Genomic DNA, 12,558 nt, shown 5'->3' on the forward strand with positions numbered 1-12,558 from the left:
CCAACAACAGGATTATGGGTTCTAAAATAAGTACCAGACTTACTATAAATTGGCAATACTTGCCCTGGATAAATTGGAGTTGAATTACCTTTTCGATCATCTACAAGCCCAGAATCTCCATATACTGACCAATAGAGATAATCTCCTTTTATATGAAATACATAATTTCAAAGAAGCCATACTACCAATATCATTGCCTCCTTCCTTCGTACACCTTCTTCGCTTCTATTATACATTACTTTATAAGGAAACGTCAAGAAAGCGCTATCTTTTTTTGTAACAAAGGCATAGGGAAAATCATTTATTGAAAAAATGATGAAAATGTTAAGTCCCATGTAAAATGGACACTAAAAAAAGATAGACATTTTCAAGGTATGACTATCTTTATTTTGAGGTATCCATGTCTTTTCTCTCTTGTGGTCTGTGGTAGTTATACCAATCAATGTATTGTCTAATTGACGGATGAGACTGTTTCTATCTTTAGCTGGAAATAGTCTCAAGGACTCACTCTTCAAGTGAGAAAAGAACCTCCTTATAAGAATAGTATATAACTTTTTTATACTGTCCATTATAAGTGGTTCTTTTCAAAAACTACATTTTCTTATATTTCACTCAAAATACTCTCCCAAGCTTTGTCAAATCCATATCTGGTTTCAGATGAAAAGACAACAAACTGATCATTCGTATCAAAATCCAATTTTTTCTTAATCATTGATTCATGCTTGTTCCATTTACCTCTCGGAATCTTATCTGCCTTTGTCGCAACAATGATAACCGGGATTTCATAATATTTCAAAAACTCGTACATTTGAACATCATCTACTGATGGCTCATGCCGCATATCAACTAGACTAACCACAGCCCGCAAATTATCGCGATTAGTCAAGTATTCCTCAATCATCCTCCCCCATTTAGCACGTTCTGTCTTTGAAACCTTAGCATAGCCATAACCTGGTACATCAACAAAGCGAATCTTATCGTCAATATTGTAGAAATTCAGTTGTTGCGTCTTTCCAGGTTTGCTGGATGTCCGGGCGAGATTTTTACGCCCCAGAAGTGTATTGATAAAAGAGGATTTTCCAACATTAGAACGTCCTGCAAGAGCAATTTCTGGCATCTCATCCTGCGGATATTGAGCCTTGGAAACAGCACTCAAAACGATTTCTGCATTGTTTGTATTGATTTCCATCTACTCTCCTTATGCCGTTTCTAGGATTGGTTGAGCTTGTCCATCCACTGCTTCTTTGGTAATTCGTACGCGCTTAATATCATCTTGACTCGGCACTTCAAACATAATATCAAGCATGGTTTCTTCGATAATCGAGCGAAGACCGCGTGCTCCTGTCTTGCGTTCAATCGCTCGTTTCGCAATTTCTTCCAGCGCTTCCCTATCAAATTCTAACTCGACACCATCATAAGAAAGTAAGGTTTGGTATTGTTTGACAAGGGCGTTTTTCGGCTCTGTTAAAATGCGAATCAAATCTTCTATTGTTAACTGATCAAGAGCTGCAAAGACAGGTAAGCGACCAATTAGCTCAGGAATAATACCAAATTTTTGAATATCATCTGCAATGATGTGTTGCATATACGATTCTTTTTCATCAATTGCACGGTTATTGTGGCCGAAACCAATGATTTTTTCTCCCATACGCTGCTTCACGATTTCTTCGATACCATCAAAGGCTCCCCCTACGATAAAGAGAATATTCTTAGTATCCAACTGAATCAGTTCCTGCTGCGGATGCTTGCGACCACCTTGTGGTGGAACGCTCGCTACTGTTCCCTCAATAATTTTTAGAAGTGCTTGCTGCACACCTTCTCCTGAAACATCACGCGTAATAGAAACATTTTCTCCTTTTTTAGCAATTTTATCAATTTCATCTACATAAATAATGCCACGCTCTGCGCGGTCAATGTTAAAATCAGCTGCCTGGAGCAATTTCAAAAGGATATTTTCAACATCTTCTCCTACGTACCCCGCTTCTGTCAAGGCCGTTGCATCAGCAATAGCAAATGGGACATTCAGACTTTTAGCCAAGGTTTGAGCAAGGAAGGTCTTGCCAGAACCAGTCGGTCCAATCATGAGAATATTCGATTTTTGTAAATCCACATCATTTTCTTCTCGACTATCTTGGAAATTGATTCGTTTGTAGTGGTTATAAACAGCTACTGCCAAGGCTCGCTTAGCTCGCTCTTGACCAATGACATAGTGGTTTAAAATCGTTAGTAATTCCTGTGGTTTTGGTGTTTCAGCCAAGTCTATCAAGACTTCTTCTGCTAATTCTTCGCGAATAATCTCCTGGGCCAATTCCACACATTCATTACAAATAAATACATTGTTTCCTGCAATAATTTTCTTTACTTCTTCTTGATTTTTTCCACAAAATGAGCAATAAATAAGCTCTGATGGATGATGTACTGTCATTATTTCTCGTCCTTACCCCTATTTTAAAATAATACGCCATAAAAGGCATGAATACTATTGACTAAGTTGGTCACTGCATTTAAGAGAAAAAGAAGGGCTAGCCCGTGGCGCTTTTTATGGAAAGCCTGGAGCGAGCAGAGCACACAGATGCCACATAAAATCGCAGTAAATAAACCAAATAAACTTTTCTGCATGGTTATTTCTCTCTTCTTTCAAATATTCTGATAGTAAAATCAATCGGGTTCTCTGCGTCTCGTTCGTATGTGGTCACACTCATTTCTTCAAAAACAGACCAATCAAAGGTCGCTGGGAAATAGGTGTCCCCCTCAAAGCTACCGTGAATATCCGTTCTTACAACCTCATCTAGATAAGCCTCAAAGGCTGAAAAAATCTGTCCTCCACCGATAACATAGAGGTTCTTGTCCTGCTGAAGGTACCAATCTAAGACTTCTTCTACACTATGCAAAACGATGACACGGTCATGTTCTACTCGATAGTCTTGATCATGTGTCAAGATAATTGACATACGATTGGGGAGAGCACGCTTGCCCATCCCCTCAAAGGTAATCCGCCCCATCACCATAGCATGACCAGTTGTCGTCCGTTTAAAGTGCTCTAAATCAGCTTTTAATGACCAAGGAAGACCTCCTTCTTTACCAATTAAACCTTGTTCATCCTGTGCCCAAATGGCTGAAATCTTCTTTGTCATTATCTCTTCCTTTTCATTTTTCTTTTGAATTTTATTCTATCAAAATTCGACAAAAAATGCAGAGACTAAGCATTGTCCGGCATCTCAATTTACTATTTTATTTTTCTGAAATCTCCTTGCTAAATTGCTAAGTCAAATTTCAGCTGTGGTTTGACAGGATTATAATCAATCAACTCAAAATCTTCTGGTTTGATATCATAGAAATTAGTCCCATCCGGTACATTCAATACGAGTTTAGGCTGACACTCACTTGGCTCACGACGAAGAAGTTCTTCTGCCTGCTCAAATTGATTGTCGTAAATGTGCAGATTATTGATAAAATAAAAGAATTTTCCAACTTTCCAACTGAAATGCTTTGCAATCATCATCTGAAGCGCCACATATTGCATGGCATTGATGTGATGAGCTACCAGCATGTCATTACTGCGTTGGGTAAGAGTAGCATCAAGATACATCTCACCATTCACACGCCGCACATCAAACATGGTCTGAAAGGCACACGGCAAGAGCCCGTCTGTTTCCTCAAAAGCCTCATAATCCCATAGCGAAATGATATTACGACGATTCCACGGATTGTTCTCTAATTGCTCAAGAAGTTTGTCAATAATCTGGTGTTTTTTAACAATGGCCCCATAACGCTTCCCAATGGTACCTGTATCTCCTACTTCCCAGTCATTCCAATAGGTCACTCCGTATTTATCATTTAAAATCTCAAGGCTGTTGGTCTGATCTTGATAAATCCAGCAGACTTCTTTGATAGCTGCTTTAATTGGAATCGGTCGCAAGGTGGTAATGGGAAACTCCCCCTTGGCCAAATCATACTCAGCAAAAGATCCCGTAATGTACTTGGAATTGGCGATATTGCCATCTTTATAACGCGGCCGAGCATTCTCTGAAAAAACACCCTCATTCATAATTTTTTGAATATTTTCTTTAAAAATGTTATCTGCTTTTGTCATGCTTTTAGTATATCATTCTTTTGCTGATTTGTCTGGCTTCTAGTATGTTTCAACTATTTTCAATATTACTTTAGTTAAGCCGCAGCAATCCTTACTGCATTTAGTAACAAACGACTGCAAATCAAGCCACATAGGCCTCTCTAATATCGTCTTATCAGAGCACCCCCTTATTATACGTGAACTACAACTACTGTCTAGTCAAAAGTTCATAAGATGCTGCCATGATAAGACTGTCTAAAAAATCACCTATACCAAGATACAAGGGCGTCTAAAAATTCGTATAAAAATAGGAAATTGACGACGTGTCCCAAGACATAAGGCAATTTATCTTTTTCACTAGAATTTTAGCCCGAGTTCAATTACCCAAGATACGAGGGCGTCTAAAAATTCGTATGAAAATAGGAAATTGACGACGTGTCCCAAGACACAAGGCAATTTATCTTCTTCACTAGAATTTTAGCCCGAGTTCAATTACCCAAGATACGAGGACGTTTAAAAGCGAATGTCCCCTGTGCCTAAGAAACTCTCCGCTGGATAGTTTCTTCCATATCTGTAAAGCAGGCACAGCCTGCAACAGCTTTAAGCCCAAACCATGACAAATATATGAATAGGGAGTAGGAAAGAACTCGATAAGTCAAAAAAAGAGTTGGGTTTTCCTTATTTCCTACATTCTAGCTTCGGGCTGAAACGGTCTATTCCCAAACCGTTTCACTCCCACCCCGCACAGCTCCAACAGTCAGAATCGTGACTGTTGGAAGTTGGAAATGAAGCGAATTCGTTCGCATCAGTCGTATAGGTCAGATGTGGAGTGAGAAATACGAACAAATATGAGTATAGTCGTTTCGTTTATCTTTTATTACTTCGTTAACTCGCTTTGCCGTACTCCAGTACAGCCTACAGCACCTTGCCTAGTAATAAAAGTAAACTAAAAGACTATAAAAAGCTCCACTGGGACTTTTGAGTCTGTTCCCTTAAAACAAAAAGGAGCAGCAGTTCATTTCCCACCTTCAACGGTATGATAGCCATTGAAGCAATCCACCACTGCATCAACGTCATTCGGTTCATAGAGTTAAAAAGCTGGGACTTATGTCCCAGCCGCATTCCCTAAAAACAGTTTTACAAAATGTATCTCTCAATGTAGTTGCTATGCTACTCTAACAGTTTTTCCTTACTCAACCCTGCATGAGCCATGGAACGTCAATTTCCAAAAATAAATCTTTCTTCACCCACTGGTGTGAATCCAATCCCTTTTCATAATTGTAGTCTAGCCATTTCAGTTTATCGTCTATTATCGGATTGTACTCTGTCTGCTAGCAAAAGCACGGACTAAGAAACTGTATCAGTGATTTTCTCTACTTTTCCGGATACGAACTGCACCCACCAATAAGCTAGTCAAACCAAGTAGACTCCAAAACTGTGCTGTTGCTGTATCGCCAGTCTTTGGAAGTATTTGTTTAGAAGCCGGTACAACAACTGATTTCATTATCTGTGATGCATCTTTCTCTTCTTTAGCTCCTCCTAGTTTTTGGAGTTTATTAGTTTGCTTCGTTTGAGGTGATGCCTCATGATTAGTTCCTTGCGCTGATACTTTTGTACCGTCTTCTGAAAGACTCGGTTTGTTATCTGGAACAGGCTGATTAGGAGTTGTTTCCATTTCAGGTTTCTTCACATATGTCTTTTTACCACCAACCTCAGCAGATACTTTCTGCCCAGCTTTTTCGATATCGGTTAGGTATTCCACAAAGACTTCTGTATCTGGGTTGATAGCGCCAATAAGTGTTGCGTTGCGGAATTCAGCAAAACCGTCTCCACCACCAAATAAGAAATCATTGATTACTACAGTGTATACTTTCTCTGGATCCAGTTTCTCTCCTGCTTCATTGTAAACATCCACTACTTGGAATGGACGTTCTGGTGTCGCGTTATCCGCATCTGTGTAAGTATAGCTGAGTCCAGCCACTTGGAGGAAATATCTTTCTTCCTCATCATACTGTTGATTGAGAACGGTATAAATCTGCCGACCAGTCATTTGAACAATTTGCAAGATATTACCAAACGGTTGTACGGCTTGTGCAGCGCCCCAGGTAATCGTACCATCTTCTTTAACAAGCAAGTCTGCACGGATACCACCGTTATTGGTCATAGCAAAGTCTACATTGTACCCTGCCTTACGTGCAATAGCTAACTGGCCAGAAGTAATCAAATTTCCAACAGCACTTTCTTTAGCATCATTTAACTCACGTGTGATCGTCTCTCCGCTAGCTGCTGTACTGATTTTGGCATCTGTGACTGTTTTTACAATTCGGTTTGCCTCGTCAACAATAGCTTGAATAGAGGCTTTTGGTTGCTTCGTATTTGGTGCTACCGCAGTGACTGTTGCAGTTGGTACAGCAACAAAATCTTTCGTCACTGTGTCCAATACTCCACGAACATCCGCATAAGCTTTTCCTTGAGAAGTTGCCTGCACAATGAGTGTATCTGAATCGGCCAAACCATTAGTATAAACATGGTTATGTCCTGCAAAAACGACATCCACGCTATTTTCAGGATAGATGGTGTTCAATTTATCAATCATCTTTTTAGCATCACCAAAGGCCTGGCCATCCTTACTAGTAGATGGTACATGAGCTAGGACAACAAGCGCACGGACGCCCTGTTCTTGAAGCTCTTTTGAATATTTGGCGATACTTTCTGCCTCATCAAGAAAATCATATTGTTCATAATGTTTACGAAGTACGAGGTTTGGAATTTCAGTCGTTACAACACCGATAAAGCCAACTTGGACTTCTTCGTTAGAAGGCGTTACAATCTTCTTCACAGCATAGGGTTTCCAGCCAAATGGTATTTCCCCTGTAGACTTATCCACCACATTTGCAATAACAATTTCTTGTTTAGCGGGTTCACGTTCATAGTCATCTACAATCTTGTGGAATGTCCCTTGAGTTGGCGCTGTTCCTTCTATAATTCGATTATATTCCGCCAGTCCCTCGTCAAATTCATGGTTTCCAAGCGTTCCATACTCAAAATTCATCTCATTAAAAACTTTGACTGTTGGCTCATCTTGTAAAAGACCTGAGTTAGCTGGACTAGCACCAACCATATCACCAGCCTGCACGCGAATACTTTCACTATGCTTATCACTATTCGTATCCTTAAACTCACTTTCTGCATCATCCAGATAGCTACCCAACAAGGCTGCGGTTCCTGCTCCAGATACTTTCCCCTCAGGCAGGTAGGCACTTCCCGTTGTATCCAAGGCACCATGGAAATCGTTCACTCCCAAAATTTGGACTGCAACTTCCTCGGCACTCGCATGTGCTGCCCACACTCCGTAAGTCGCAACCAAGGCAAGTACACTACTTTTTAACCAAAAACATTTCTTCATATTTTCTCCTCGTGTTTGATGAATCTACATCTACCACTTTACTATTTTTCTTCATTTTATACAAATTTTTAATGTAAAAAAATTGTGAAAACGGATAATAATCGAACTATATAGGTGACTATATCCATTTTCTATCGCGTATAAACGACAGCGGTAGCGACTCTGGAACTGTTTTATAGTCATTTCGTTTATATTTTTATTACTTCGTTAACTCGTACTCCCGTACTACCTGCGACTCGTTGCCTAGTACTAAAAATAAACGAAAGGACTATACTATACCTAGGTATGAGATACCTACTGTCTATGGAGATACATCCTAGCAAGTCAATGAGCTGATCGAAAGTAGCCGCTCTACTACTCCCTCTTGCGGCTGGCTCTTCAACGTGTCTTCTCAAGTTTCTTCTTCCAAAACCAGTTGCTATCCTGCATGTTTTTCTAACCCTGTCTGGGTAGAACGATAACCATCATTTCCGTCAACTGCTAGAGCGGCTTCTTCCTCCTTGTCAGAATCACTGACCTGTATATCTGTTTCTCTATATACCTCAACTTCTGCTAAACTCAGTGGAACACCACCTGTCTTCAGCTGAATTCTGACAAATTTTGCTTCTTTTGCCTGAAACCTTAACTCAATAAAATCTGCAGTTAAATAATCAACATGTTTTTTAGCAACCTCCTTTTTATCACTGTCATAAAGAATGACATCAAAATTCGCTAATCTTTGAGGCTCCGCATCTGTCCGATTGTAAATGTTTACCCTGCCAATTTTATCAGTCTTCCTCAAGTCAACTTCCCACCAGGACGGATTATCATTGCGGGTATGGGTAACTGAACCTAAACCAAAATCACCGTTAATATTGCCGTCTACCGCTCTATCAGAATGACCACCATAATCTGTTGAACTTTGTGATGTCGGTTTTCCATACGCAATATTCAAATGACTATCATCAAAGCTATCTGCTTCTGGTAATGGGACTGGACCATTCCCCTCAGTTTCCATTACAATTTCTACCTTTCCATTATGATTGACCGTTAAAGTATACCTATGGTTTGCTTCATCCCAATTTTCATCATATGAATAATGATTCACATCACCACTAATGATGATAGTAGGTTTACCACCAGTATGCCCTTCTAGGGTTAAAACAGTCGTTCTAAATTCATTATCTGCTGGATGAGCAGAATAATGACTGCTTAACCAATTTGCTAACTCCAATTCTTCTTGTTTCCAACTTCTTGACGCATCAAAATTGCCACTCATTGCCCACATAGCAGTCTTGTCGGTCCTGTAATTATTCAAGACTATCTCTAAACTGCTAACATTTTCCTTTATGATTGCATAGGTGTGTGCAGTTATATCTAATGAAACAGATGTTGTGTTGTTTGTGTACATCGGCAATAGGACTTGTTGATTGATGTTTTTATTAACATTACTATTATAAACGTACCACTCATTCCCTACACGTTGAGCATATCCATCTCCAGCATAAAGTTTCGGATAAAGGGAATTAAGATACCCTATTTTATCAGACAATTCTTCACTGTTCTTCGTCAGTATCTTTGCATTTGGAAAAATTGACGTAATCTCATCTTTAGAAATTTTCTCGTGAATAACGGGAAGAATATGATAACGACCATTATCATATAATGGCATGCTCTCATCATCTGAATAAAGTCCAGTATAGAAACCATTTAATGTGCTAATTCCACCCTCACCATTCCAAAAAACGGCTTTCGTTCTTTCTATAACTTCTTCTTTCGTTGGTGCAGGGTTATGAATAGTATGTCTAAAGAAAGGAATAATGCCTTTTGTAAATGCAGGTGTAGGTACATCATTTGTCATAAATGTATAAGCTGCACATTCAAAATTATAAACTGTACCTCCACCTGTATATACATTCATCATTTCCATAGCGAGCATTGACTCTGGTTCTGAAGCATATGACCTCATGTCTCTAGCTCTACCAGTTTCAAATGTATTCGTATAATGTTTTTCCCACCATTTCCATGTGTCTGTGGATGAACCCCAATTATCGCATAAGCCACTCAACCAAAAACCATTCACAATCGAATCTGTGCCTGCATCATCTCGTATTGGTGTATTTTTTGTCGCTAATACCAGATTCTTATGGTATTTTTTACTAGCTTCAAAGAATGTCGGATCATTCATGATGGTTTCCCAGAACCATTTTTCATGATCATGCCAGATAAAATGACCGCCATATTTAGCACAAATTTCTAAATACTTGGCGCTGTGGGGTGCGATTTCATTATTGTAAATCCAATAATTTTCAATATTTAAAACACCTTTTAATACACTATATTTTTGAAACTGAGCTTCTAGCCATTCTGGAGGAACCGTGTTGCGCTCTCCAGCAGACATAATAACCAAAAAAACAGGAATAGCATACTTTTGGGCTTCTGCAAGCTTTTTTTCATACCAAGTACGTAACTCAACAGTATCCTTAGGTATACAACTTGTGGGTTTACAAACTTTTGCAGGGTGCAGTTCGATTGCAGCATATGGTTTAACATCTTCTGGAATAGCATCCCAAGCCCCCTTTAAAGTATTCCCCCACCAAAAACCGTTACCCTCATCATTACCATACAATGGGGATAATAGCAGGGGAGAATGACTGTTTATTGTTGTTCTCATTTGAAAGTCGCTTTCTGCTGTAACATTTTCGGAAACCTTAAGACAAAAAATAGCTAGTAGCAAAATTGATAGTATGGAAATTGTTTTCTTGTAGCTTATGTTTTTCATACTCAACACCTAGAATATTCTTTCTATCAGTTTATCCTCGTTAAACGTTAGTAACATCTTGTTGTTATGACAGGTACGATCAGCTAAACAAATCATCAATTCTTCATCTTGCTGACCTCCTTCAATTTTGAAATAATTCACTTTCCCTTGAACCCAGCTAAAGGAAATTTTATAACCTCCTCTTGTCCTAAATCCTGTTACTTCTCCTTCAGTCCAATCACGTGGCAAGGCAGGTAACAAGGTTATCCTATTATTATGGCTTTGGACTAACATTTCGCATATACCACTAACCAATCCTAAATTACCGTCAATTTGGAAAGGGGGATGGTCTAAAAATAAATTCCCTAGTGTTGCATTTTTCAACAGCCCGTCTATTTCCTTATATGCAGCATCTCCTTGTCTTAATCGAGCAAAGAAATGAATGAGCCATGCAGCACTCCAACCTGTTTGAGTGCTAGCATGTAGGCCACTAACTAACCAGTTACCGATTGCTTTTTCCCTATCTTCTGAGGAAAGAAATCCTGCGTGTGACAGGCGACGCTCAATGGTAACTCTAGCCGCATTAGCCAGTTCAGGTGTCTTTTCAAGATCAATTTCATCATAAGGATATAGCCCAAATAGTGGAGATATATGCCGATGTCCTGGTTCAACCTCCTCGTAATCTTCAAACCATTCTTGAATTTGGCCTAACTTACCAATTTTTGTGACGGGTAGTTTCCCTCTAATTTTCGTAACACGTTCTGTAAAATCAGAAACATCATCTAAAACTCTCGCAATGCCAATACAAGAATCGCAAAAATATCTTAGAATTTGATAATCAATCGTGGATGAAAGACAGACACTCCCCTCAATACCATTTTTAAGACGATATTTATTTTCAGGGGACACAGTGGGACCTGTCATTAAATAGCCATTACACTCAAATAAATAATCTTCAAAGAATAGAAAGGCTTCCTGAATCAAGTTAAAGTGTTTTTCTAGTATAGTCCTGTCTCCAAAATACTGGTAATGCTCCCAAATGTGGGTGCATAGCCAAGGAACAGTTAAAACCCAAATAGCTGCTCCCAGTGCATGAGATTGAGGGGCAGTATCACCAAAGCCATCCGTATTATGATGGGCCGTAAATCCCCTTGCTCCATACATCTTTTGAGCTGTTATGCGACCTTGTTCTCTCATTTTTTCAAGCATATCAAACAGAGGATATTCAACTTCTGGCAAATCACAAGGACCAACTAACCAATAGTTCATCTGAGTATTAATATTGATGGTGTATTTAGATCCCCAGATAGGATTTAAATCATCACACCAAATACCTTGTAGGTTAGAGGGTAAACCATTCGGCTGACTGGATGAAATGAGCAAATATCTTCCATAGTGGAATAATAATGTTGCTAAATAATGACTGTATCGTGAGGCATTTTGAAGAAGATAATCTGTTGGATACGTCAAGCACTCCTCCATAAATCCAAGTTTAAAATCAACCCTTTTAAACTGACTTTGGTACTTCTTGATATGGGTGTTTTTCTCATTCTCATAATGGAGAGATGAGAGTGTTTGAAATGATGATATCACACTATCTTCATCACTGTCATGCCAGTAATCTGTTACTGATTTTAGGTAGATCGATACTTCCGTGGCATTACGAACGACAATAGTTTCACCTAAAATAGCGACTTCTCCATCAGTAGCTTCTGCACGACATCCAACCTTAAAACGAACTCCTTTTCGTCCACCAGCTGAAGCCGACATGATAAGCGTATTGGTATTCAATCGGGAAACCTCATCATTAAAACGTTTATTCCTACCTAGACGAATATTCACATTCAAACCATGTGCTTGTGATGAACTCAATCGGCAACACAAAAGATTACTAGTAAAACTTGTAAAATATTCCCTAGTGACTGTCTGACCCTTTTGGTCTTCAAAAACAACGGTGGATATGGCTGTATCTAAGTCCAATTCTCTTCTATACTGGACGGTTTCGTTAGAAATATCAACGTGTTCAATATAGAGTTCACCAAGTAATTCATAATGACTTTGATCACGTGGAATAGCAAACATGGTCAATTTTACAAGTTCTTCTGCCTTTTCAATATCCCCTTCTAACAATAAATTTCTGATTTCATTCAGATGGGAGAGTGAGTCAGGATTGTTTCGATCTGATTTTCCCCTGTACCAAATTGTTTCGTCATTTAACTGGATACATTCTTTCTGAACCGTACCATAAATCATGCCTCCCAAATGACCATTCCCAATCGGTAATGCTTCATTCCAGGTGGAAGCCGCTTTCTCATACCATAATTTCACTTAAGGTCCTCT

Annotated in this window: 7 protein-coding genes and 1 pseudogene; all 8 read right to left on the bottom strand. The window is 39.1% G+C overall.

Going from position 1 to position 12,558, the window contains the following annotated elements; all coding sequences use genetic code 11:
• Positions 1 to 601 precede the first annotated feature (601 nt).
• On the bottom strand, positions 602 to 1,189 hold the full coding sequence (gene yihA / locus E4T79_RS05235) for a ribosome biogenesis GTP-binding protein YihA/YsxC (RefSeq protein ID WP_135028340.1): 588 nt from the start codon (positions 1,187 to 1,189) through the stop codon (positions 602 to 604).
• Positions 1,190 to 1,198: 9 nt separating this feature from the next.
• Positions 1,199 to 2,425 carry an ATP-dependent Clp protease ATP-binding subunit ClpX gene (gene clpX, locus E4T79_RS05240; RefSeq protein WP_135028342.1) on the bottom strand — a complete coding sequence of 409 codons (1,227 nt, stop codon included), beginning with the start codon at positions 2,423 to 2,425 and terminating at the stop codon, positions 1,199 to 1,201.
• Between the two features lie 23 nt (positions 2,426 to 2,448).
• The gene (locus tag E4T79_RS05245) at positions 2,449 to 2,619 is read right to left on the bottom strand and encodes a hypothetical protein (RefSeq protein WP_135028344.1); all 171 of its coding nucleotides are present in this window, start codon (positions 2,617 to 2,619) and stop codon (positions 2,449 to 2,451) included.
• 2 nt (positions 2,620 to 2,621) lie between these two features.
• A complete protein-coding gene (locus E4T79_RS05250; protein WP_135028346.1) occupies positions 2,622 to 3,134 on the bottom strand; it encodes a dihydrofolate reductase in 513 nt (170 codons plus the stop codon).
• A gap of 119 nt (positions 3,135 to 3,253) precedes the next feature.
• Positions 3,254 to 4,093, bottom strand: coding sequence for a thymidylate synthase (locus E4T79_RS05255; protein ID WP_135028348.1), 840 nt, complete (start codon positions 4,091 to 4,093; stop codon positions 3,254 to 3,256).
• A gap of 1,339 nt (positions 4,094 to 5,432) precedes the next feature.
• Positions 5,433 to 7,478 (bottom strand): bifunctional metallophosphatase/5'-nucleotidase, encoded by a 2,046-nt coding sequence (locus E4T79_RS05260; protein ID WP_135028350.1) that lies wholly within the window; start codon positions 7,476 to 7,478, stop codon positions 5,433 to 5,435.
• Between the two features lie 502 nt (positions 7,479 to 7,980).
• Positions 7,981 to 10,131: pseudogene (locus E4T79_RS05265) on the bottom strand (glycosyl hydrolase family 98 C-terminal domain-containing protein); the annotation flags it as partial.
• A gap of 117 nt (positions 10,132 to 10,248) precedes the next feature.
• Entirely contained in the window at positions 10,249 to 12,546 is a 2,298-nt protein-coding gene (locus E4T79_RS05270; protein WP_135028354.1) for a glycoside hydrolase family 95 protein, read from the bottom strand.
• Positions 12,547 to 12,558 lie beyond the last annotated feature (12 nt).

The organism is Streptococcus sp. LYSM12 (assembly GCF_004569635.1).
Taxonomy (GTDB): Bacteria; Bacillota; Bacilli; order Lactobacillales; family Streptococcaceae; genus Streptococcus.